The 22,658-nt window shown below is 40.6% G+C and carries 22 protein-coding genes; 12 read left to right on the forward strand and 10 right to left on the reverse strand.

The window, feature by feature from the left end; all coding sequences use genetic code 11:
- Positions 1 to 75 precede the first annotated feature (75 nt).
- Positions 76 to 531, forward strand: coding sequence for a ferritin-like domain-containing protein (locus tag BLS32_RS10835; RefSeq protein ID WP_091395408.1), 456 nt, complete (start codon positions 76 to 78; stop codon positions 529 to 531).
- 104 nt (positions 532 to 635) lie between these two features.
- Here the strand turns inward: BLS32_RS10835 and BLS32_RS10840 are convergent, their stop codons facing one another.
- The 3 genes from BLS32_RS10840 to BLS32_RS10850 form a co-directional block, all read right to left on the reverse strand.
- Complete coding sequence (locus tag BLS32_RS10840) at positions 636 to 950, reverse strand: hypothetical protein (protein WP_091395410.1); 315 nt, start codon at positions 948 to 950, stop codon at positions 636 to 638.
- Positions 951 to 1,096: 146 nt separating this feature from the next.
- A complete protein-coding gene (locus tag BLS32_RS10845) occupies positions 1,097 to 4,234 on the reverse strand; it encodes a right-handed parallel beta-helix repeat-containing protein (RefSeq protein WP_091395412.1) in 3,138 nt (1,045 codons plus the stop codon).
- A 305-nt stretch (positions 4,235 to 4,539) separates the two neighbouring features.
- On the reverse strand, positions 4,540 to 6,240 hold the full coding sequence (locus BLS32_RS10850) for an FAD/NAD(P)-binding protein (protein WP_245699416.1): 1,701 nt from the start codon (positions 6,238 to 6,240) through the stop codon (positions 4,540 to 4,542).
- A 368-nt stretch (positions 6,241 to 6,608) separates the two neighbouring features.
- On the opposite strand from BLS32_RS10850, the gene BLS32_RS10855 reads away from it, so the two are divergent.
- On the forward strand, positions 6,609 to 7,022 hold the full coding sequence (locus tag BLS32_RS10855) for a response regulator (protein WP_091395419.1): 414 nt from the start codon (positions 6,609 to 6,611) through the stop codon (positions 7,020 to 7,022).
- Here the strand turns inward: BLS32_RS10855 and BLS32_RS10860 are convergent.
- Positions 7,000 to 9,348: a sensor histidine kinase gene (locus BLS32_RS10860; protein ID WP_091395421.1), complete on the reverse strand. Its 2,349-nt coding sequence runs from the start codon at positions 9,346 to 9,348 to the stop codon at positions 7,000 to 7,002. The genes BLS32_RS10855 and BLS32_RS10860 overlap by 23 nt on opposite strands.
- 321 nt (positions 9,349 to 9,669) lie before the next feature.
- A complete protein-coding gene (locus tag BLS32_RS10865; RefSeq protein WP_091395422.1) occupies positions 9,670 to 9,984 on the reverse strand; it encodes a hypothetical protein in 315 nt (104 codons plus the stop codon).
- Positions 9,985 to 10,260: 276 nt separating this feature from the next.
- On the opposite strand from BLS32_RS10865, the gene murQ reads away from it, so the two are divergent.
- The 10 genes from murQ to BLS32_RS10910 all read left to right on the forward strand — a co-directional run bounded on the left by murQ (position 10,261) and on the right by BLS32_RS10910 (position 15,439).
- Complete coding sequence (gene murQ, locus BLS32_RS10870) at positions 10,261 to 11,073, forward strand: N-acetylmuramic acid 6-phosphate etherase (protein ID WP_091395423.1); 813 nt, start codon at positions 10,261 to 10,263, stop codon at positions 11,071 to 11,073.
- Positions 11,074 to 11,077: 4 nt separating this feature from the next.
- Positions 11,078 to 11,380 carry a Dabb family protein gene (locus tag BLS32_RS10875; protein WP_091396104.1) on the forward strand — a complete coding sequence of 101 codons (303 nt, stop codon included), beginning with the start codon at positions 11,078 to 11,080 and terminating at the stop codon, positions 11,378 to 11,380.
- Positions 11,381 to 11,390: 10 nt separating this feature from the next.
- Positions 11,391 to 11,618 (forward strand): DUF6095 family protein, encoded by a 228-nt coding sequence (locus BLS32_RS10880; protein ID WP_091395424.1) that lies wholly within the window; start codon positions 11,391 to 11,393, stop codon positions 11,616 to 11,618.
- Positions 11,618 to 12,190, forward strand: coding sequence for a pentapeptide repeat-containing protein (locus BLS32_RS10885; protein ID WP_091395425.1), 573 nt, complete (start codon positions 11,618 to 11,620; stop codon positions 12,188 to 12,190). The genes BLS32_RS10880 and BLS32_RS10885 overlap by 1 nt, the downstream gene beginning before the upstream one ends.
- A 2-nt stretch (positions 12,191 to 12,192) precedes the next feature.
- Positions 12,193 to 12,768 (forward strand): DUF1572 domain-containing protein, encoded by a 576-nt coding sequence (locus BLS32_RS10890; protein WP_091395426.1) that lies wholly within the window; start codon positions 12,193 to 12,195, stop codon positions 12,766 to 12,768.
- Between the two features lie 97 nt (positions 12,769 to 12,865).
- Positions 12,866 to 13,006 carry a hypothetical protein gene (locus BLS32_RS18505; protein ID WP_175453163.1) on the forward strand — a complete coding sequence of 47 codons (141 nt, stop codon included), beginning with the start codon at positions 12,866 to 12,868 and terminating at the stop codon, positions 13,004 to 13,006.
- Between the two features lie 17 nt (positions 13,007 to 13,023).
- Complete coding sequence (locus BLS32_RS10895) at positions 13,024 to 13,395, forward strand: DNA topoisomerase IV (RefSeq protein ID WP_091395427.1); 372 nt, start codon at positions 13,024 to 13,026, stop codon at positions 13,393 to 13,395.
- An 8-nt stretch (positions 13,396 to 13,403) separates the two neighbouring features.
- Positions 13,404 to 14,177: a TerC family protein gene (locus BLS32_RS10900; protein WP_091395430.1), complete on the forward strand. Its 774-nt coding sequence runs from the start codon at positions 13,404 to 13,406 to the stop codon at positions 14,175 to 14,177.
- Positions 14,178 to 14,371: 194 nt separating this feature from the next.
- Positions 14,372 to 14,836, forward strand: coding sequence for a glycine zipper family protein (locus BLS32_RS10905; RefSeq protein ID WP_091395432.1), 465 nt, complete (start codon positions 14,372 to 14,374; stop codon positions 14,834 to 14,836).
- Positions 14,837 to 14,965: 129 nt separating this feature from the next.
- Entirely contained in the window at positions 14,966 to 15,439 is a 474-nt protein-coding gene (locus tag BLS32_RS10910) for a hypothetical protein (RefSeq protein WP_091395434.1), read from the forward strand.
- A 116-nt stretch (positions 15,440 to 15,555) separates the two neighbouring features.
- Here BLS32_RS10910 and BLS32_RS10915 read toward each other — a convergent pair whose 3' ends face one another.
- The 5 genes from BLS32_RS10915 to BLS32_RS10935 form a co-directional block, all read right to left on the reverse strand.
- Positions 15,556 to 18,204: a DNA gyrase/topoisomerase IV subunit A gene (locus tag BLS32_RS10915; RefSeq protein ID WP_091395436.1), complete on the reverse strand. Its 2,649-nt coding sequence runs from the start codon at positions 18,202 to 18,204 to the stop codon at positions 15,556 to 15,558.
- A gap of 172 nt (positions 18,205 to 18,376) precedes the next feature.
- Complete coding sequence (locus BLS32_RS10920) at positions 18,377 to 20,230, reverse strand: DNA topoisomerase IV subunit B (RefSeq protein ID WP_091395437.1); 1,854 nt, start codon at positions 20,228 to 20,230, stop codon at positions 18,377 to 18,379.
- A gap of 113 nt (positions 20,231 to 20,343) precedes the next feature.
- On the reverse strand, positions 20,344 to 21,327 hold the full coding sequence (locus BLS32_RS10925) for a transglutaminase domain-containing protein (RefSeq protein ID WP_170227560.1): 984 nt from the start codon (positions 21,325 to 21,327) through the stop codon (positions 20,344 to 20,346).
- Between the two features lie 52 nt (positions 21,328 to 21,379).
- Positions 21,380 to 22,063 carry a TIGR02117 family protein gene (locus BLS32_RS10930; RefSeq protein WP_091395440.1) on the reverse strand — a complete coding sequence of 228 codons (684 nt, stop codon included), beginning with the start codon at positions 22,061 to 22,063 and terminating at the stop codon, positions 21,380 to 21,382.
- Positions 22,064 to 22,588, reverse strand: coding sequence for an NADPH-dependent FMN reductase (locus tag BLS32_RS10935; protein ID WP_091395443.1), 525 nt, complete (start codon positions 22,586 to 22,588; stop codon positions 22,064 to 22,066).
- Positions 22,589 to 22,658: the final 70 nt, after the last annotated feature.

A 22,658-nucleotide genomic window follows, 5' to 3' on the forward strand; every position in this document is an offset into this window, starting at 1 on the left:
AACAAAAATCGTATAACGGTTGGCAGTCGTCATTTTTTGAACTTTACATAAATAAATAAATTTAAATTTACAGTCATGAGCAACGAAAAAAATATCTCGGCATTGAACAACCTGATCGAAATCAACAACGACCGTGTTGAAGGTTATGAAACCGCTTCAAAAGAAACTGAATCGGCAGATTTGAAAAGCCTTTTTTCAGAATTGTCAAGTACCAGCACCTCAATCCTTAGCGAATTGCGTTCAGAAGTGAGCAAACTTGGCGGTGAGCCGGAAGAAGGCACAAGAGTAACCGGAAAATTTTTCCGCGCCTGGATGGATGTGAAAGCGGCATTGACCGGAAACAACCGTCACGAAATTTTAGCTTCATGCGAATTCGGTGAAGATAAAGCGCAGGAAGCTTATGAAGATGTGTTGTCTGACAGCGATTCCGGACTTTCATCAGAGCAGGTGTCATTAGTTAGGGAACAACAATCCAAGTTGAGAGTGGATCACGATAAAGTGAAAGCACTTCGCGATGCTACTGCAGCATAAAATTAATTAAAGCCTTTGAAATTCAGAGGCTTTTTTTTAATATTAAGCTTGAAGCTATTGGCATCTGCACTCTGCATCAATTTTTTGCGTGTTGTCCTTCACAGTTATCCGATATAAATCGAAATGTTTTTAAGCAGATCATTGGAGTGGTTGAAAATCTCATTTATGCTTTGAATCCTGCTGCGGGTTTCAATTTTATGTTTGCTTAAAATACCAAGGTATTTTCTACGCTCATTATTTAAATAAAGCCTGCAGATGGTTTGATAGCGATCGTCTTCGAGCAAAATCGCTGTGTAGCCTTTCATGGTTTTGTAGGTGATTTTTTCAGGCGAAAGCCTTGGTGCCAAGATTTCTCTGACAATAGATACGGCTTTTTCAGCCTCAATATTTTCCATAATGATCGTATTAGGGTTAATCATTTATTATTGTAAACTTGGGGACTGTAAAAATCGTAAAAGTTATTGGGCTAAAACTTATATAATTTGTATTGATATTTACACGATTTCAACATATAAGAAAAGCCTCCGATAATATGGAGGCTTTTAAAATTGGAGGTTTTAAATATTTAATTCAATAATATTTTTTGTGTATAAATTGCATTTTTATCAGATGTAGCCTGAAGAATGAGCAACTGATTTTTTATGCTTAAAGCTCCTGTGTTAAACTCCTTTGCATTGATATTTTGTTTGCTGAAAATTAACTTTCCGTTTAAATCGAATAACTGTACAGCTTCAATGGTTTCGGTAGATTTTATGAAAACCGAATTATTGTCAGAAAATGCAACCGTATTTTGCTGCATTTGATAAATATCATTCATAGCAAGCGTTTCATTTAAAAATCTGATTTCAAAACGATCGTTAAAAGTTCCCGTTGCAGTTGTAAAATTGTAATTTCCCGATTTGATATTGTGTACCGCATTCAGCAGTTTGTCCACTAAATAAATTTCCTGTCCGTTAAATAAACCTTCGTAACCGTCTAATGCAATTGTAAAAGTTCCTGCAACTGTTGTTGAATATCCCAACGGAATTACCTGCTCATTGTGAAACGGAAGGGCAAGTCCCTGAATCACGAGATTTTGATTTTCAACAATGCTGTAAAAGTTTATATAGGTGTTTCCATTTACCATCAATCCGTCGTATTGCTGGTCGTAACCATTGCTTGCTCCATTTGCATATCCGATCAACGTTTGCTTGAAAGCGCCTTGTTCGTTCATCAGATTCAACCAGAAACGATTGTCCTTTTCCAATGCCTGCACCGGATTTGACGTTTTGTAAAACTGTGTATTGTTTGTTTTGATACGCATGCTGTTTTTGAAAACGGCAGTTCCTGTTGCAAGTGTTTCTACAAAAAACGCCTGGCCTGCTGCAATATTTCCGGCGAATGCCGCTGAAGTAGCACTTGTTTTTATTCCACCAATTTTGTTGTATGCCGCATAATCAGCACTTGAATATCCGTAAGTGCTCACTCCGTTTTGTTGGATCGGCGTGGCATGCGTCCACAAATAGATTGTCCCGTTCAAGAAACTGCTGTTATTGGCATCATTCAGAAAAGCTTTTGCATCGATCGCTGAAGGATACGGATTTCCGATAAGGTTCATTGCCGAAACTGATTTCGTTACCGGAACTGAAATGGGCCCATTATGAGGTTTTCCTGTAAAAGAAGCATTGAACGGTGCAGCTACCGTATCTGAAAAACTCGCCGGTCCTCTAAGGATATATCCTTTTCCGTTTTCCATGGTTTCTGCACCGTTTTCGATCACGACCCAGGCACCGTTCAGCGGATTGAATTTGTAGAATTTGTCAAACCTTGTCTCAGGACTTAAATTGTACAGCGTTTGGTTTTCAATTGGAGAAGACCAATACACGAAGTCGTATTTTGTTATCGGACTCGTTGTTCTTTTCATTGTAAAGGCACCCGTTGCTGAAAGTACATCTTTAGAATCTTCTTTCACCTGAACGAAACTTCCGCCATGTTCCACGACAACATTTCCATTGATGGTCGCATCATTCTGGATTTCTACGTACTGATCTTTGTTAATTGTCAGTATTATTCCTGCATTCACAACAAGTTCACAGGCAGCGATATTTCCCGAAGCAGTTGAATAGTTGGCTGCAATAATCGCTTTATAAGCAGTTGTCGGGCTGCCGTTGTTCCAGCTGCTGCCAGTCCAGGTTGTTGCATTGCCACATTTTGCTGCTTCAAATTCATCTGCTCCAAAATCCGGCGTTGCAGTACTTCGGGTTTCCAAATCGATATCCAAAAGTATGGTTGTAATTGGTGTCCCAAGGTTATCAAGTGTTGCATTTCCTGTAGTTGACAGATGTAAATCTGTTGCAGATAAAAAAACCGGAAGCAAATTGACCGAATGTGAATCCTGTGTCGTAGCGGTTTTCCAATTTGACAAAGCCGTCGCGTTGCCGCCGAGATATCCAATATATTGTGTGGTGTAATAATCATTATAATCGATTTTTGCAAAAGCCGAAGCCGACACAGCCGAATAAATCGCGTAACGTGCAGCGCCAGAAGTTTGCGTGTTCATGAAAATATTGTTCACAACATTTAGCGCTGAACCTGCTGCAATGTAAAAGGCCGCAGAAAATCCGCTGTTCTGGTTGTCAACCATTTTTACGGTATTGTAATAAATTGAAATTGCCTGTCCGCTGTTGATGCAAATTCCGAATCCGTTATTTGCCAATCCGCCATTTCCCTGTGCGCGGATATTATTGATAAAATTGTTGTATACTGCTGTGTTATTTCCAGTTACAAAAATTCCGGTACTAGATGCAGATCCTGTCGTTTCTTTGATGTTGCTGATTTTATTTCCGAAGATTTTTCCGTCGCTGCTGCTCCCATCGGTGTAGATTCCGCCGTGGATCGGATTGTAGTTGGTCGTCGTTTTCAGGATTCCGTCAATCGTATTGTTACTGACTGTGTAGTTTTTGACATTGTTCAGGTAAATTCCAACAAAAGATTTATCCGGATCTGCGGCAGCTCCAAAAACAGAATTCATAATTTTCCAGTTCTGCGTTGTTGCATTTCCAGTAATGTAAATACCCTGGCCTACTTTGGTAAAAGTCACATTATCAATAGTATTGTTTGAATTTGCCGAAGTTGCAGCAACGGCATCGACAGCAGTTCCTCCTGAATAAATTCCGATTGAAAGATCACCTGTAATACTTTGCTGACGGATATTTAGATTGCTGATCGTATTATTTAATGCGCCGTTTGATGTGCCTTCATTGGCAAACCAGATCACGCTTTTTTTGGAATATTCCAAACCATTGGTATTTACAATTGTCAGATTTTTAGAAGTCGAATTGTTATTGCTGCCATTAATAAACACGTTGTCAGCACCGTTTAATTTAATTACCGATTGCGTCGACGTATAGGAATTGATATTATCAGCCTGGATGAGCACCGTTTTTCCAGCATTCGGCTTGATTGTAAACGTATTTGTTTCGCTAGTTCCAGTAAACTGGTTGATTGCAATCGGGAAAACTTCACCTGATGAAACGGTATACGATGCGTCGTTCAAAAGAAAAATTACAGGCCCCGAGACACCAACAGTGTTCAGTTTGTTTACAGCGTTGGTTAAAGTGTTAAACGGTGCCGCCTGCGAGGCACCAATAACGTAATTTCCTGAAAGTGGCTGTGAAAACCCGGAGATTGAAAAAAGAACAATTACAATAAAAAACTTCTTCATGATTACAAACATTTGATATAAATAGACCCGAATAATTTATTTGAGCGGGACAAATGTATATACAACTGTTGGTTGGAAAACCATTTCAAAAAGGGTATTTTTGAACTTTTCGATGAAGCGCAGAAAAGGCATATTCAAACACAAAAATCGCCGATAAACTGCAAATTCAACGAAAACGTTTGCGGTATTTTATCGTCATAATTTACTGATTATCAAATGTTAAAATTGAATATTTCGCATATTTAAGAAAGTAATAATACAAAAACAGGAACATATGCAATGCAGGAGATTGAATAGAATAATCGTTAATTTTCAAACAACGCCTTTTCTATTTTTGCAGAAGCTTCTTCACAAAAGTCAAGTCCGGAATAATCAGGATTGAAACCGCCAATGTATGGAACTGCCATCATGTAAATGCGCGCATTGTAAGCACCAAAGGCATCCAATAGCTGAAATTTATCGTTGATCGCAATTCCCGAAACTTTCAGGTAGTAAGAACCATCTGAATCTTCCACAACGCCTTTATTTCCATCCGATTTTTCTTTGCTGCCGTTTGCTGCCGACCTGAATTTCAACCTGGCCGGACTCGCAGTTTTATTTTTTATCAGGCTTTTGAAAGGCAATTCTTCGTACGACAAATGCGGCTGTCCGACACAATCGATAAAAGTTTCAAAAAATACCGATTGGCTTTCGCCCGATTCATCGGTGTAATGGTAAACGATTCCGCCTTCCTTTTGGGGTTCAGCTTCGCCATCAGGGCCAACGGCAATAATGTCTAAAACCCCGGCCTCGTGCAAAGCGAGCAATTCGAGACACGAACTTTGCGGAACAAATGCGATGACGATCGAAATGAGCGGAAGCAATACTTTATGCAACCGCTGCATGTCTTCGGCAGATAAATGTTTGGCCGGATAATTCATCGCAAAGCTCAAGATCGCGAGCATTTCTTTCCAATAAACAGATTCATGCCTTTTGATCGATTTTTCGGCCTGCTGGTATTCGGCTTTAAAAAGCTGGAATGGATCGAGCTTTTCGCGGAGTTCCATCATTTCATCTACAAAAGCTTCAATATCCAGGTCTTTGACCCTATTGTAAAAGGCTTCGTCCTTTTCGCGCAGCGGTGCCTTAAAATCTTTTTCGAATACAAAATCAAGCGATAAGAATCCGTTGTTGGCTTTGATGTGCTGTTTGATTTCGTCTTCGGTAAGCAATGAGTTGTTTTTTAGGTGCGGATCGTCAAGGTGGAAACGCACCGCAGGAAGCAGGCCGCTTCTGGAGTGCATGATGATTTTAAAATCGGGGCTTTGTTCTGAAATGGTGAATTTCAATTTTCCGTCAGCTTCGTTTTCGAAAGCACCGTTTTGCCGCGCCAATGTCCGGATTGCATCAATTGCCGTTAGCGACGCGCCTTTTATCGCAATCGTATGGTTGAATTTCCTGGCGAGTTTCGATGGCGGATAAGGCGAATCGAAATATCCGGGAACGATGCCTTCAAATTTTTGTGGCCATGAATGTCCGGTGCAAACGATGACTTTATCGAATTTCAATATAGATTGGCCTGAAATTTCAATCGCCGTTTCATTTGATTCGGGAAAATCGATAATGTCGGTGACCGCGCTGTTGAAATGAACAGTAGTTGCAATGCCTTTTTGTTCAGCCTGTTGTTCCAAGAGCTCAAATTGCCCTTCGAGGTATTTTCCGAAAAGCAATCGTGGCAACACCTTATATTCGTTGAAATGTTTTGAGTCGATGTGAAAATCATGCAACAATCCGGCCGGAGCCGTTTGCAGCCATTCTTCAATTGAAGTAACGATTTTGGGGATTTCATTGTCGGAAACATTGGTCACGTGCTCTGCATTCGCACCAGCGCTGCTATACGGCATGCCTGCGCCAAGCTGTGATTTTCGCTCGAAAATTTCAATCTTAAAATCGGTCTTGCCAGATTCTATAAGCCTTTTGTAAATAAACATGCCGCTTGGGCCGCCGCCGAGTATGGCAATGCGCATCTTTTTTTCCATCAATAAAAGCAATCAATATTAAAATTTGGATTGGTGCACAGCTGATTGTACTACAAATGTAAATCCGGCAATGCATATAAAGTTATAGAATTCTTCGGATAAATTATACCATCCGCGAAATTCAGGAAATTATTTTTTAACATTTATCTTTAAAAGCGTTAACATATTAGGTTTGGCATTTATAAATGACTACGTTTGTAACGCTTTACTCCAAATTTCTTCCTGAAATAAGAGCCATACATACTTCCGTTTTACTGCTTCTGCAGCAGTTATTTTTTTAAACCATTAAGCGTTTCCTTAAAATTTGCAATTCGTTGCAGGTTCTCGATTTGCATGACTCATAACAAACATTACACATGAAAAGACATTTACTTTTAATTGATGACGATGATGACGAATTTGATTTGCTCAAATTGCTCACCAGCGAAATTCCCGGCCTCGATTGCTTTTATGCGCCCAATGGTTTTGACGGAATAAAATCAATCGAGAACCACAATCCCGATGTGGTGTTGCTTGACATGAACATGCCTGTAATGAATGGGCTTGAATGCCTGAGAATGATTAGGCTACAAAAAGAATTTAAGGATATTCCGGTGTATATTTATTCGAATGGCAGTGCCGAAAGCATGAAGAATGAAGTGCTTCGTGCCGGCGCAACCGGTTGCCTCACCAAACCGTCAAACATTAAAAACCTGACACAGATCATTTTGAATGTCCTTGACGAAACAACCGATTATGCTTCCCGCATCAGGCCGGGAAAGAACAACTGATTACGCTGCCTGCTCCAGGCAAACCTTCAGCACTAATGTAACCGCCGTGCATGGCCATGATCTTTCGGCACACGGCAAGCCCAATTCCTGAACCTCTGTAGGCGCTACGTTCGTGCAGCCTGTAAAAAATCGTAAATAGTTTTTCGCTTTCTTTTGGATCAAATCCGATTCCGTCATCCGTAATTGTGATGATGTAATAACGCACTTCCCCATCGCCGGGCTGGTGCTTACTGATCTCGTGTGCATCGATTTTGATTTCGGGAATTTTATTTGGATCACGGAATTTCATCGCGTTGTCGATCAGATGGTGAAACAACAGCGACAATAGAACCGGCATGCCCTGAAGGGTTGGCAGTTGCCCTATCGTAATTTTTGCGGCACTTTCCTTCACTTTATCATCAAGTCCGGAGATCACATGTTGGACGAGTTCGTTCAGGTTTACCGTTGTACTGTTGCTGTCGAGCATCGGGATGCGCGAAAACGCTACAAGATCATCGGTAAGGAGTTTCATTTTCTGGATACCTACCTGCGCTTTGCGTAAATTTCCTTTTCCGGTGTCGCTCATGCCCGAAGCATCTGCTTTGATTACGTTTTCAAGATTGATGTAAAGGTTTCGAAGCGTATCTTTATAATCATTGGCAGCAATATTATTGAAAGTTTTAAGCTCTGAATTCAGTGTTTCGAGTTCGCGGTTTTTAGTGCTTAATTTTTTATTGAGCTTTTTGATTTTCTCTTCGGCAGCGCGGGCAGTTGTAATATCCATATCGATGCCCAAAATTTTCTGGGTGCTTTTCTTTCGGTCTTTGAGCGCCGTTGTTTTAATATGCAGTGTTTTTACGGTTTCTCCCGATTTGATTCTTAAAGTAACTTCGATCGGGTCGCATTCTTTTTCCATCACATCAACGATCTGCTGGGCAATGTCTTTATCTTCGGGAAGGGCATAATCGAGGTAAATTGACGGCCTGACCGGAATTCCTTTTTCCATTTCGAAAAGGCGGTACATGCCATCACTCCATAAAAACTCTTTGGTCGCACAATCGTATTCCCAACTTCCTGATTCGGCCAGCTCTTCGGACTGGCGCAACAAACTGTGGTGCTTTTTAAGGTCTTCCTGCCTCGTATGGTCATCGGAAATATCCTGGGAGATGCCAAGTTTTTCTATTGGAACATTATTTTCGTCCCTTTTAAAAACCGTATTCCTGTCGCGGAAAAAATGGAAACTTCCGTCGCCGTGTTTCATCCGGTATTCGATTTCCCTGATTTCTCCGGGCAAAGCGGTTTTCATGTTTTTGACGTGCAGGATCATTGCGGGAACGTCATCTTCATGCATTAAATCAAGCAATGGTTGTTTTAAGGATGAAATAAATTCGGGGTCATAGCCGAGTTCTTTTGCAATATTCCTGGTTGTAAATAAAATCTGCAGACTGTTGATATCCATGATATAAAGAATATCTGCTGAAGCTTCTGAAATGCCACGGATCAAATTCGCTTGTTTCTGAAGTTCGATTTCTGCATTTTTCTGGCCGGTAATATCAATCCAGCTCGTTACCAGTCCGTCGCCAAGCTTGATTCCTAGCCTGCGTATCCAATGATTTTCATTTTGAGGCAATCCGCCAAATTCGTCATCACCATCTAAAACTTCGCCTGATTCGACCACGCGGACATATTTATCGAACAATCCGTTATTCAAAGATTCAGGAAATTGTCCCAATAGCCTTTTGCCAACGAGTTCGTGATGTGCTGAAAAACTTTCATTATAGTTGCTGAGCAGTACAAATTCGAAATCGATGATTTTGCCGCTGTCATTACGTAACGCTTTGTAAACGCAAATCCCGAACAACGGAAAATCAAGCGCTACCTGTAACAATTCTACACTGTCTTTGATTTTATCGCCGGTTTTGATGTTTTTATTGTCGTCGGTTTTTGGCAATGGATCGTTTAACCGATGTTGCACCACAAGAATACCGTCATCAAATCGGAGCATTTCTTCCTGTAAATTTTCTTTTTTACCTTTTCTGATAAATGTCAGCCTTTCAGTATCGGCCTGACCGCTTTCGGCAACTTTTCTAAGCCGCTCCATATATTTGCTTTGATTGCCTGAAACTTCCCCAAAAAGGAGGAATTGATTTTCAGAAACAGGAAAAAGGCTTTCAAAACCTGCTGTGGTATATAAAATCTCAAAACCGGTGATTTCATCACGTTGGCCTCTGATGCTTTTCAATAACTGCACCGGCTGGTGTAGCACTTCGATAATGCGTTGGAAAGTACCAACATTTAAAATCCTTTTATTTTCTGATTTGTCCTCAGTATTATTCGTCAGATTCATAGGGTTATCCGCGATGTTAAACGGCTTACATACGATAAAATCAATGCTTGCTGTTAAGGAAAGTGAAAGGAATATAAGTTTCGGAACACATTACTGTAGCGTAGTATTGACAATTGCATCGTATGTAATTCCGGCATGAAGCGGTAGAACAAATATATACATTCTTTTGAAACAGCATCGCTTTTCGATTATATTTTTCAGCCGTTTTTCGATTTTAAAACCTCTCAAAATAAGTGTGTGCCTCCTTCGTTTTTATTAAAAATTGAATGCCAGCAACATATCATAGCAGCTGCCAAAAATAAGCTTCTTTAGAATTCAGGATTAGTCATAAAAGATTTTTATTCCCTTCAATTCTGATGTAAGCACATCAATGATTTTTTGCGCATCGAATGCCGACCGGAATTCAATGTTGATGGCAAACGCCGTTTCATTTTGAGTCAGTTGGTGTTTTGCCGTAACTGGCATATTTCCAACCTTTATACTACTTTCAGGCGTTTTTCTTAAAGTGACAGTAAATTCAGACAACGACGGAATCCGCCTTAAAAGATCTTCTTGATTTCTTTTGACAATATTATAAATTGAAGCTTTAAAGCCCGCCTCATTATGAAGCTCTGGTAAATGGATGTGGATTTGCATTGCGTTTTTGGTTAGGATAAAAATTGCAGAAATTTAAACAATGAAAAACACCGGAAAGTTTCCAATAATGATTTCAAGTAAAAATGCAGTATTTCCGATTTTAAAACATCGGACGAAATGTAGAGCCACTTTTAAAAGCGTAATCAAATATATAAAATTTCAGATGAAATACAACGTATAAATTAACTGTTTTTTGATCTCGTTTGTTTACTTTCTGCAACTAAAAATCCAATCAGACTTTGTAACTTTACGCCACTGAACTTTTGACCTGATAAAATGTCGTTTACCAAAACCACCGAACAATCTTCAAAATACGAATCTTTAGAAAAAATGCCGGTTTCCGAGTTATTGGTCAATATAAATAACGAAGACAAAACCGTTCCGCTTGCTGTAGAAAAAGCGCTTCCACAGATTGAAAAGCTTGTGACAGAAATCGTTGCGAGAATGAAATCAGGCGGCCGCTTATTTTACATTGGTGCCGGAACCTCAGGACGATTGGGCGTTGTTGATGCTTCAGAATGTCCGCCTACTTTTGGCGTGCCTTTCGACCTTGTAAACGGGATCATTGCCGGCGGAGACAAAGCGATTCGCAGCGCGGTTGAAAATGCCGAAGACAATGACACACAAGCCTGGATCGATTTATCTGAATGCAACATCAATGAAAAAGATTCGGTGATTGGAATTGCCGCTTCGGGAACAACGCCTTATGTCATTGGCGGACTCGAAAAATGCAACGAAAACAACATTTTAACCGGTTGCATTACCTGCAATGAAAGCAGCCCGCTTGCTTTAAAGGCGCAATTTCCCGTCGTGGTTGTCGTTGGACCGGAATTCGTCACGGGAAGTTCGCGTATGAAAGCAGGAACTGCACAGAAATTGGTCTTGAACATGATTTCAACTGCCACGATGATCCAGCTCGGAAAAGTCAAAGGCAACAAAATGGTCGACATGCAACTCAGCAACAAAAAGCTAGTTGATCGCGGCATAAAAATGATCATGGGCGATATTCCTGTTTCTTACAAAACAGCATCCGAATTACTAAAAACTTATGGCAGCGTGCGAAATGCTGTCGACAATTATAAAAACTAAAATTATGATTCATCATGTTGTGATGTGGAAACTCAAAGATTCCGCTGAAGGAAAAAGCAAAGCCGAAAATGCCCAGATCATCAAGCAAAAACTCGAAGATTTGGGTGAAGTGATTCCGCAGATCGAGTCGATCCATGTAGGCATCAACATCGAAAATCAATATTCAAATTTTGACTTGATTTTAGATTCTTATTTCAATTCTATGGACGATCTGATGGCCTACCAAGTGCATCCAAAACACAATGAAATCGCCGATTTTATTGGAAAAGTGCGTGAAGAAAGAAGCTGCGTCGATTACGAAATCTAACAACATCAAAATGGCAACCCATACGAACCGCGACGTTTTAAACCTAGGCATCAAATACCTGGCCTGGGCGCTGCCTTTGCTTTTTATCGGGCCAACCGTCATTTACAATGCGTTTATCAACAAAGGCAACAACTGGCATTACCTGGTTTTGGGTGTCGGGATTGTTGTTTGTTTTTTCGCGATGTTTCTGATGTTTAAAGGCCTGAACACGATCATGAAAAGTTTATTCGGCAAATAATGGAAGATTTTATCCACATTGACAAGACTTTTGAAAAGGTTATTTATTTCGACAAAAAGATCAGCAACCGCGAATTCGATGGCTGTATTTTTAAAAATTGTGATTTCTCGAACAACATCTTCATGGAATGCATTTTCATTGATTGTGAGTTTATCGATTGCAATCTGGCGATGGTGAAATTTCCGAATTCGAGTTTAAAAACGGTTGCTTTTAAAGACAGTAAGTTGCTCGGGATCCGTTTTGATGAATGCCAGGATTTCCTGTTTAGCGTGGGTTTTGAAGATTGCATGCTCGATTATTCCTGGTTTACCAACAAGAAACTGCAGAAAACAAAATTTGTAAATTCGTCGCTTAAAGGCGTGAATTTTTCATCCGCCGATCTGACTTCTTCCGTTTTTGAAAATACAAATCTTGAAGGTGCTGTATTTGATGAAACGATTTTGGCCAGCGCCAATTTTTCTACTGCTTACAATTTTAAAATCGATCCTGAAAGCAACCCGATGCGAAAGGCTAAATTCGCCATGAGCGGCATTCCGGGGCTTTTAGAAAAGTATGACATTAAAATCATTTAATTATGGAAGCAGCAAATTCCTATCTTGAAAGTGTCAGAAAACAGTTTTTATATTACAAAACACTGGGTGAAAAAGCGATGGCGCAACTGGAGCCTGAGCAGCTTTTTATTGCTGTAAATGATGACACAAACAGCATCGCCATCATTGTAAACCACATTTCGGGAAACATGCTGTCGCGCTGGACAGATTTTTTAAATTCCGATGGTGAAAAAACCTGGCGCAACCGCGACGCCGAATTTGAATCGGTTTTAACAACAAAAGAAGAAGTTTTAAATTGCTGGAACAAAGGCTGGAAATGCTTTTTTGATGCGATTGATCACTTAAAACCCGAACAGCTTTCAAAAGTTATTTACATTAGGAATGAAGGACACACTGTCGTGGAAGCGATCAACCGGCAACTGGCTCATTATCCATATCATATAGGGCAGATTGTTTTTTATGCGAAAATGCTGAAACAATCGGAATGGGAAAGTTTGTCGATCCCGAAAAACAAATCGAACAATTACAATTCGGCGAAATTTGAGAAGGAAAAAGCGGTTCGGAATTTTACGGATGATGAACTGGAACGGCTGAAGTAATGAATAATGAACAATTAATAATTGTCATTTAATGAACATTTATTCCGCTGCGCTCCATACAGTTCGGCTATGCCTTGGGTGATAATGAATAATTAACTTGCAAGGCGAAGATGCGGTTAATAAAAATGCTGGTTTTGAAATGACTGCCCTAGCCCCGATTGAAGTGGAAATCCTTTTTTATGATTTTGCTGCGCAGCGGAAAAATGTAAAAAAGATTGCAGTGAAAAGCGGGAAATAGCTCCTAAAAAAACAATTATGAAAAAAATAATATTGCTGTTTTGTGCTTTTGCGATGGCTTCGTGCTATGAGGCGAAACATGATTGTACCGATTTTAAGACCGGGAAATTTGTGTCGGAAGTGACCATCAATGGCGTGAAGAAATCGACGACTTCAATCCGCACCGATGCACTGGTCATTGAGACTTATGAAGGAAAAACCGACACGGCAACGATTCGATGGGTGAATGATTGTGAGTATATTTTGCAGAAACTGCACCCGAAAAATATGGCCGAAAAGCAGGCAATCAGCATTCGGATTTTGACTACGTTGGAAAAAAAATATACTTTTGAGTTCGGAATTGTTGGCAGCGATGCCAGGCAAAAAGGAACTGCAACACAAATTAATTAATCAATTACATGGAAATTTTTTCAAATCCCAATGCGTGGATCGCTTTACTGACACTGACTTTTTTAGAAATCGTACTTGGAATCGACAACATCATTTTTATCTCGATCGTTACCGGAAAATTGCCTGAGGAAAAACGCAAAAAAGCGACTAAACTCGGAATGTTTTTAGCGATGTTTATGCGGATATTACTGCTTTTCGGAGTCACTTTACTCATTGCGATGAAAGAGCCATGGTTTAGTTTTGACTGGGGATTTCTAAGTGCACGGGTTTCGGGGCAGAGCGTGATTTTGCTTTTGGGCGGACTGTTTTTAATTTACAAAAGCACCAAGGAAATCCATGAAAAGGTTGACAATAAAGGCGAAGAGGAAAAAAGTATCGGGCAAAAAGCAAAAGCCACTTTTGGAAATGTGATCGTGCAGATTATCCTGATCGACATTGTATTTTCGATCGACAGTATTTTAACTGCGGTTGGAATGACCAATGGCGTTGCAGGTTCATTGTATATTATGATCGCTGCAGTCGTCATTTCAGTATTTATCATGATGCAGTTTGCGGTTCCTGTCGGGAATTTTGTGAACAAAAATCCGTCCATTCAAATTTTAGGATTGGCATTTTTAATTCTGATCGGATTGATGCTGATTACCGAAGCCGCGCATTTGTCGAACGCTTTGGTCTTTGGAGATCATGTTACGCCGCTGCCGAAAGGTTATTTATACTTTGCGATTGCATTCTCTTTATTGGTCGAATTGATAAATATGAAAATGGGGAAAAAGAAGAAATAATAAATAATGTATTCTTTATCTATAAAAAATGCTTCAAAATTTGAAGCATTTTTTTGCAATACTGACAAATCATTAATTATTCATTGTTAATTATTCATTGACTATGAAACTTTATAAGATTTCCGAGTCAGGCTGTAACCCTTTTACAGTCGATTTTCCTGAATTTTACACTTCACCAAAAAAATCGGAAAGTCATGAAAAATCTAATTATAATTTGTTCACTTGCATTGTTTGCGATTTCCTGCAAGCAAACTGCAAACGAAGCTGGAGTTGTCGATGATTCCAAGCAAACCACGATAGATTCGATGAATGTCGTCATGGAAAAGCAAAAAGCCGAAATCGCGAAACAAAAAACCATTGATTCCATGCAGGCGGTTGCCGATAATAAAAAAGAAAGAACAGTTGTCGTGCATCAGGCTGCGGCTACACAGGCATCAGCAGCTCCCGAAGCCAAGAAAAAAGGCTGGAGCGGCGCAGCTAAAGGCGCAGTGATCGGAGCTGGAGTTGGAGCCGTAACCGGTGCGATTGTGAACAAACACAATTCGGGTGCCGGAGCTGTAATCGGAGGATTGGCCGGAGCGGGCGTTGGAGCCGGAACCGGAGCGATCATAGACTCTCAAAAGAAAAAGAAAGAAGATGAAAAAAATCAGAATAAATAGAAACACAAAAAACGCTCATTTATGGGCGTTTTTTCATTTTACGAAGCCGTTACAATAACGTATCAATTTCAAAATCATCACCTAACACCACACTAAAAGCTTAGCCCTAAATTTGTAAAAAAGAATGCCATGAAAATATTCAACAGCCTTTTGATCCTTTTTGCAGTTTCCGTTTTAACGGGCTGCACTCAGCAAAAAAGCATTTTCGAATTGAAAAGCGAAATGTTGAACGAGACAACAAATCTCGAACAAAACATCTTAAATCTTCGAAAATCCGTATCCGAAAATTCGCCTAAAAAAGAAATTTCGAAGTTGTACAAAAAAACAAAATTGCAGTACAAAAAAGTAGAATGGGCAATGGAATGTTTCCTGCCTGAAATATTGGATTCGGAATCTGCATCAAGTCAGGCTGACAATCAAAGTATTTATTTTGCCCAGAAAGATTTTTCCGCTTTGGATAAAATGATGTCGTGCCAAAATATTTCCATGGATAAAAATTCGCTGCTGCAGCAAATTGACAACCTGCTCGACAACAACCGGAACACGACAGCCTATCTCGACAGTATCGATATGGGCCAAACCGAATTGTCTGCCAACGAATAAACCCATATAGCTACAATGTAAACGCCCGATAATTCACCGGGCGTTTTCATTATAGCAATTTTTTTGAACCATTAAGAGCTTAATGTAACTTAATTTCTTGATGGTTTAAAATTTTATCAATCTAATGACAAAACGATTTGTCCGTCATCATCGGTTTCCGTATCGGGTAAATCTTCCTCCGAAATTGGCGTCGGTTCCGGAATTTCTTCTACAGGAATTTCATAATGCAACGGTTCCAGTAAGTTGACTTGCTTGAGTTTATCAGCCGTTAGTTGGTTTCCAAGCGCTTTAAATCCTTTGACAGCTATGAATGCTTCGACATCTACGACCTGGTTTTCTTTTTGGACGCCTTTAATTTTCGTAAAAACCAATTCGGCCACCGGACGGTAATCTGTAGCGACGATTTCAAGTTGTGAATTTGGATGTTCTGTGATGAAAATTTCTTCTTTGTTTTCGGTTTCAACCAAAAATCTTTTGATGTAATAACGCTCTTTTTCGCCGTCGTAATATATCGCAGAAATAGGCTTATTCGGAATCCATTTTTCTAAAATAACCATGTCTTCGTCGAAATGCGTCGACAATTCCGGAATGATCACTTTTAATTTTCCTGCAGATGAAACGACGAGGATTTTATCGCTTGGGCGGAATTCACCCAACAATTCACCGCGCGCATCGGTATTTAATTTCTGAACCGTATCGTCAAACCAGATTTTTCTCGGCAGTAAAGTCGAAATTCCTTTTTCCTTGAGTTCGATCTTCTTGATAGGGTATTTGCTGACGAGATTTCCTTTAGAAGCGCGGCCTTTGATCGCAATATTCGCAAAATCGACATCCCATTTTAATTTCTTTATGCTTCCGATCTGGCGCAGTAAAATCGTAATCACTTCGGCTTCCCCATTCGGATTGCACGAAAAATACAATGTTTGCGAGCCTTTGGTTTCATTAGTTAAATCGTACAATTTGTCACGCGTAATTCCCGAAACATTGAATCGTTTAATATACGACGGCCCGGATTTTCCATCGCGGTAAATCATATTGTAAATCGTGCGTTTGTCGGTTTTATCGAAAACGGCAACATGAATGATGTCTTTTCCAACAAATGTTTTGGCGTCGACTTTTGTGACCATCATATTTCCGTCGCGCAGAAATACGATAATATCATCAATATCAGAACAATCGGCGACAAATTCGTCTTTTTTAAGGCTCGTGCCCACGAAACCTTCTTCACGATTGACGTATAATTTGGTGTTGCGAAGAATGACTTTTGTCGCTTCGATATTGTCGAAAATACGAAGTTCAGTTTGGCGTTCGCGGCCTTTTCCGTATTTCTCTTTTAATTTTGTAAAATAGGCAATTGCAAAGTCGATCAAATGTTCGAGATCGTGTTTTACCTGTTCGATCTCACCCTCAAGCGCTTCTATTTTTTCCTGGGCTTTGTTGCTGTCAAATTTCGAAATGCGCATGATGCGGATTTCGAGCAAACGCAAAATATCGTCTTCGGTAACGGCCCTTTTTAAATGCTTGGTAAATGGCTTCAAACCTTCATCAACCGCAGATATGACGCCTTCTCTCGTAGTTTCTTCTTCAATTAAACGGTAAATCCTGTTTTCGATGAAAATCCGCTCGAGCGAAAGAAAATGCCATTGCTCGTCGAGTTCCGATAATCTGAGTTCAAGTTCCTGTTTTAATAAATCGACGGTTCGATGTGTCGAAATTTTGAGCATGTGCGACACGCCAACAAATAGCGGTTTGTTGTCTTCAATGACACAGCCTAACGGTGCAACCGAAGTCTCACAAGCCGTAAACGCAAATAAAGCATCAATGGTTTTATCGGGAGAAACGCCTGGAAATAAGTGGATTAAAATCTCGACTTCTGCAGCGGTATTGTCTTCTATTTTTTTGATTTTGATCTTGCCTTTCTCGTTCGCTTTCAGGATGCTGTCGATCAAAGTGGTTGTATTTGTCGAAAACGGAATTTGCGTAATGGCTAAAGTCGATTTATCGAACTGCGAAATTTTCGCCCGAACGCGAACACGCCCGCCGCGCATGCCGTCATTGTAATTCGACACATCGGCGATTCCGGCAGTCTGGAAATCCGGAAAAATCTGGAACGGTTTGCCTTTTAATATTTTGATCGACGCATCGATGAGCTCGTTGAAATTGTGCGGCAACACTTTCGTGGATAAGCCCACGGCAATTCCCTCGGCACCTGACGCCAATAGTAATGGGAATTTTACCGGAAGATTGTTCGGTTCCGCACGACGTCCATCGTATGAAACGCCCCAATCGGTGATTTTCGGACTGTATAAAACTTCGAGGGCAAACTTTGACAAACGCGCTTCAATATAACGGGAAGCCGCCGCGCCGTCACCGGTTAAAATATTTCCCCAGTTTCCCTGCGTGTCGATCAAAAGTTCCTTCTGCCCGATTTGCACCATCGCATCTCCAATACTTGCGTCACCGTGCGGATGGTACTGCATCGTATGCCCAACAACATTCGCCACTTTGTTGTAGCGTCCGTCGTCGAGTTCCTTGAGCGAGTGCATGATCCGGCGCTGAACGGGTTTAAAACCGTCTTCGATCGCAGGAACGGCGCGCTCTAAGATCACATACGAAGCATAGTCGAGAAACCAGTCTTTGTACATTCCGGTGACTTTCGTAATCGTATCTTCGGGGTTTTCGTCGTTTTCATAGAAATGCTGGCTGCTTGAAGAGGATTCTTCTTGCGGCAGGTCGTTTACATTCAAATCTTCTTCTTCGTCCATATTTTTGTCGAAAGTCAAATGTCGAAAGTCGAATGGATTGGACTTTCAGATTTTGACAACTTATTTGATTATTAGTTCCCATTGCAGCCCCGATTGTAGCGGCATCCTTTTGTCCCGCAGGGAAAAAGATACAGCGAAAAGCGGGAAATGTCTGCCCAAATGTTATTGTTAATTATTCTGCAACCGCATCAAGTTCAACTTTCAAATTATTGATGATGAATTCCTGTCGATCAGGCGTATTTTTGCCCATATAAAACTCTAAAAGCGTTTCAATCGACGTGTTTTTATCGAGCATAATCGGGTCGAGGCGAATGTCTTCCCCAATAAAAAACTGGAACTCATTCGGCGAAATTTCACCCAAACCTTTAAATCGCGTGATCTCTGGTTTTGGTTTTAATTTTTCCATCGCATCGCGGCGTTCCTGATCAGAATAACAATAAATCGTTTCCTTTTTATTTCGGATGCGGAACAGCGGTGTTTGCAGAATATACAAATGGTTTTCTTTGATCAATTCCGGGAAAAACTGCAAGAAAAACGTGATCAGCAACAACCGGATGTGCATGCCATCGACATCGGCATCGGTGGCGATGACGATCTTGTTGTAGCGCAGGTTTTCCATGTCGTCCTCAATATCCAGAGCCGCTTGCAGCAAATTGAATTCTTCGTTTTCATAGACGATTTTTTTCGTCATGCCGTACGAATTCAGCGGTTTTCCACGCAAACTAAAAACCGCTTGGGTATTGACATCGCGCGATTTAGTAATTGATCCTGAAGCCGAATCTCCTTCAGTGATGAAAAGCGTACTTTCTAAACTTTTCGGATTTTTGATATCGGTTAAATGCACGCGGCAATCGCGCAGTTTTTTGTTGTGCAGACTGGATTTTTTTGCGCGGTCTTTGGCCAGTTTCCTGATGCCGGAAAGTTCTTTCCGTTCGCGTTCGGCCTGCAGGATCTTGCGTTGCAAAGCGTCGGCGGTTTCAGGGTTTTTATGTAAATAATTGTCTAATTTATTTTTGACAAAATCGTTAACGAATGTACGCACAGAAGGCAAATCCGGACCAATATCTGTCGAACCGAGTTTGGTTTTCGTCTGTGATTCAAACACCGGTTCCATAACTTTGATGCTCACTGCGCTGACGATCGATTTTCGCACATCCGAAGCTTCAAAGCCTTTGTTGTAAAACTCGCGGATGGTTTTTACGATCGCTTCACGAAAAGCCGCGAGGTGCGTTCCGCCCTGGGTCGTATTTTGCCCGTTGACAAACGAATGGTATTCTTCTGAATATTGGCTTTTGCTGTGTGTAATGGCAATTTCGATATCATCGCCTTTGAGGTGAATGATCGGATATTCAAGGTCGTCGGCGTGAATATTTTCTTCTAAAAGATCCTTCAATCCGTTTTCAGAATAGAATTTTTCGCCGTTGTAAATGATCGTCAAACCGTTGTTCAGATAGCAGTAATTCTTGAGCATCTTGATGATGTACTCGTTCCTGAACTTGTAATTTTTAAAGATCGCTTCGTCTGGAATGAAAATGACTTTCGTTCCTTTGCGCTTTGTCGTATCGATAATGTCTTCTTCGACAGTCAGGTTTCCGGCTGAAAATTCGGCTGCTTTTTGCTTGTCGTCACGCACCGATTCTACGCGAAAATAATTTGAAAGTGCATTCACTGCTTTGGTTCCAACACCGTTTAATCCGACAGATTTTTTAAACGCCAGTGAATCGTATTTTCCACCAGTATTCATTTTCGAAACCACATCGATGACTTTTCCAAGCGGGATACCACGGCCATAATCGCGTACTGAAACCGTTTTGTCGCGAATCGTGACTTCAATAGTTTTTCCCGCACCCATCACGAACTCATCGATACAGTTGTCCATGACTTCTTTCAATAAAATATAAATCCCGTCGTCAGGCGAAGAACCGTCGCCGAGTTTCCCGATGTACATTCCTGGGCGCATTCGGATGTGCTCTTTCCAGTCGAGTGAACGGATATTGTCTTCGGTATATTGATTTTCTTCTGACATTTTTAAATTATCGATTTTCAGCTAATATAGTGCATGCCGCCAATAATTGAAAGGGTTCGGAAAGAAAGTTATCAATACGATATTGACAAAAAATAGTGCTTTTGAAGCGAAAATCAGCGTTGGATTTTATAGCTGACAACCGATTTATTATTGACGTAAACGGTAAGATATCCTTTACTTTTTGAGTCAAGCCGAACATCGAATTCGGTTGCATTTCCGCTGGTTTTGGCTTCGCCCAATTTTACAATGCCTTCACCCGTAAATACATAAGAAATTTGCTGATTTGCCGGAAGGTTTTCAATTTTAAACGGAATAACATTGGCTTTGCCTAAATTTAAAATGCCTTCAATTGGAAACGTGATTTCATAATCGGATTTTATGTAATCGCCATAAAACAAAGGCAGGTTTGCAAAATCTTCAGCCGATTTCTCTGTCATCAGCATTCTTGCATCGTCAGGAAAATGGTTCAAAAACATTACTTCAGGATTTGTAAAAAAGTAGGCATCGTTGAATTGGGAAATGAATTTTCCGCTTTGCGTATTGACTGCGCCTGAAGCCCAGGTGACATCTATCAATTTCCAGGATTCGCCGATTTTCACAGCATTCCACACATGGTCGCTGGCCTTTGGAAGCTTGCCGATTTGCGCAAGATTTGTTTTGGAAGTGCCCGGAATATCGATGCATTTGATTTGGCACATGTCGCACAATACATGAAAAAGCGCTGTATAACCCTGGCAAACGCCTTTTTTGGACCGCAATGTTTTTAAGGCTAAATTGTATCGGAATTTTATTTCTTTCTGGAGTTTTTCCTGTTCGCTGCTGTAAGAAAAAGCGATCGCATTTCCTCCTGAATTGAATTCGCGTAAATCGTATTTGACAATCGATCCGATCCAGGTAAAAATGGCGCGCACTTTATCGGTTTCGGAAATGAAATCTGCGTTTATTTTTTCGGCGAGTTTTTCGGGGCTTGAAAATGATTTTGGATAAGCGCTGACAACGTTGTCAACTTTCGAATAATCCTGTGCCTGAGTCACATTGGCGAAAGCCAGAAGCAAAATCGTACACAGGAATTTAAGGGTTTGAACTTTTTTTATCATGGCGCGCATTTGGCAATAATCCTGCCGTAAAACGTTAACAGAAGGCTAAATATTATTGGTAATGGCAGAAAATTCCGGTATCGGTTAATGACCAGAATGCTGCTTTTTGGTTGGCGGATTTGAGTGCTTGGTTTGCCCAGGAATTGCAGGTGTAAAACAGGCTGTATTTGCCGTTGGCTTCATAAAAACTGTCGTGGTCTCCATAAGTTGGCGCATCAATTAAAATCAGATTTCCAGATTGACCGTGCTGAAAACTCGTTTCGATGTAAGCGACCAATTTCTGATAATTTGCTTTAGAAATGTTGATTTTAATGCACTTTTCGCTTTCTCGGATTTCGTTATAAAATGTTGCGTGCATTGCGGAAGTTCCAAGATAAAATGCGGCGTTTGCAGCAGTGGAAACTTTTAAATCTGACCATTGCGGCGTGTTCAGGTAAAATCCTTTGTCGCCCCAGCCGAAGCCGATAAATTGAAAAGTCGTGTCTTTTGAAATCGTGTGATCAAATTTGATTTTATTTCGCCAATCCTTGATTTTATTGGCAACAGGAACGACAATATCGGTGTGAATGCCGTTGGTTTTGATGTAAATTGCGATTGGCTTTTCTTCATTTCTCTGTTCTGAATTTACGGTGATTTTGGAAAAAAGAAATGCCAATGAAACGTACAAAACCAGAAAACATAAAAGCCCCAGAAGGATTTTCTTTAGGATTTTTAATCCGAGTTTTAGCTGTGTCATTTATACAAAATCTTTAACGATCTGGCGCAATTGCTGGTCGAATTCGGCATTGGAAATCTTGCCGTTTTCGACATCGAAATTCTCATAAAATGCAGGAAGCGAAAATGTGGCGCGAATGTCGCCTCCGTAACGTGGGAAAGCCGCTTCGGCAATTTCGAGTACGCGTTTTCCGCCGCGGCCGCCGGGAGAAGTCGCCATTAAAAGCATTGGTTTTTGCTGGAACACATCGTTTCGGATGCGCGAGCACCAATCAAATAAATTCTTGAACGCGGCCGAATAATTCCCGTTGTTTTCGGCCAATGACACTACGATATAATCTGCAGAAGCGAGTTTGTCAAGAAAATCCTGCGCAAGTTGCGGATGTCCTAAAACGGCTTCGCGATCGACGCTAAACAATGGCATTTCATAATCGTTGATGTCAAGGATCTCTGTTTGGGCATTTTCAAATAATGACGTGGCGTAAGTGGCGAGTTTTTTATTGATCGATTTGGTGGAATTGCTTCCGGCGAAGGCGATGATTTTCATTTGGAGTTGCTGGGTTTCTGAGTAGCTGAGTGCCTGAGTTTAAAAGTTTCGAAGTTACGAAGTTTTTGGA

Source organism: Flavobacterium noncentrifugens (genome assembly GCF_900100375.1).
Classification (GTDB): Bacteria; Bacteroidota; Bacteroidia; order Flavobacteriales; family Flavobacteriaceae; genus Flavobacterium; species Flavobacterium noncentrifugens.

Bases quoted from the DNA above. Each gene is read 5' to 3' on its own strand.
- BLS32_RS10890 (WP_091395426.1), top strand. From the start codon at position 12,193: ATGGAAGCAGCAAATTCCTATCTTGAAAGTGTCAGAAAACAGTTTTTA.
- BLS32_RS10850 (WP_245699416.1), bottom strand. From the start codon at position 6,240: ATGCGCATTGCCATACTCGGCGGCGGCCCAAGCGGCATGTTTATTTAC.
- BLS32_RS10865 (WP_091395422.1), bottom strand. From the start codon at position 9,984: ATGCAAATCCACATCCATTTACCAGAGCTTCATAATGAGGCGGGCTTT.
- BLS32_RS10935 (WP_091395443.1), bottom strand. From the start codon at position 22,588: ATGAAAATCATCGCCTTCGCCGGAAGCAATTCCACCAAATCGATCAAT.
- BLS32_RS10930 (WP_091395440.1), bottom strand. From the start codon at position 22,063: ATGACACAGCTAAAACTCGGATTAAAAATCCTAAAGAAAATCCTTCTG.
- BLS32_RS10835 (WP_091395408.1), top strand. From the start codon at position 76: ATGAGCAACGAAAAAAATATCTCGGCATTGAACAACCTGATCGAAATC.
- BLS32_RS10900 (WP_091395430.1), top strand. From the start codon at position 13,404: ATGGAAATTTTTTCAAATCCCAATGCGTGGATCGCTTTACTGACACTG.
- BLS32_RS10855 (WP_091395419.1), top strand. From the start codon at position 6,609: ATGAAAAGACATTTACTTTTAATTGATGACGATGATGACGAATTTGAT.
- BLS32_RS10880 (WP_091395424.1), top strand. From the start codon at position 11,391: ATGGCAACCCATACGAACCGCGACGTTTTAAACCTAGGCATCAAATAC.
- BLS32_RS10875 (WP_091396104.1), top strand. From the start codon at position 11,078: ATGATTCATCATGTTGTGATGTGGAAACTCAAAGATTCCGCTGAAGGA.
- BLS32_RS10920 (WP_091395437.1), bottom strand. From the start codon at position 20,230: ATGTCAGAAGAAAATCAATATACCGAAGACAATATCCGTTCACTCGAC.
- BLS32_RS10895 (WP_091395427.1), top strand. From the start codon at position 13,024: ATGAAAAAAATAATATTGCTGTTTTGTGCTTTTGCGATGGCTTCGTGC.
- BLS32_RS10860 (WP_091395421.1), bottom strand. From the start codon at position 9,348: ATGAATCTGACGAATAATACTGAGGACAAATCAGAAAATAAAAGGATT.
- BLS32_RS10925 (WP_170227560.1), bottom strand. From the start codon at position 21,327: ATGATAAAAAAAGTTCAAACCCTTAAATTCCTGTGTACGATTTTGCTT.
- BLS32_RS10885 (WP_091395425.1), top strand. From the start codon at position 11,618: ATGGAAGATTTTATCCACATTGACAAGACTTTTGAAAAGGTTATTTAT.
- BLS32_RS10910 (WP_091395434.1), top strand. From the start codon at position 14,966: ATGAAAATATTCAACAGCCTTTTGATCCTTTTTGCAGTTTCCGTTTTA.
- BLS32_RS10840 (WP_091395410.1), bottom strand. From the start codon at position 950: ATGATTAACCCTAATACGATCATTATGGAAAATATTGAGGCTGAAAAA.
- BLS32_RS10845 (WP_091395412.1), bottom strand. From the start codon at position 4,234: ATGAAGAAGTTTTTTATTGTAATTGTTCTTTTTTCAATCTCCGGGTTT.
- BLS32_RS10915 (WP_091395436.1), bottom strand. From the start codon at position 18,204: ATGGACGAAGAAGAAGATTTGAATGTAAACGACCTGCCGCAAGAAGAA.
- murQ (WP_091395423.1), top strand. From the start codon at position 10,261: ATGTCGTTTACCAAAACCACCGAACAATCTTCAAAATACGAATCTTTA.
- BLS32_RS10905 (WP_091395432.1), top strand. From the start codon at position 14,372: ATGAAAAATCTAATTATAATTTGTTCACTTGCATTGTTTGCGATTTCC.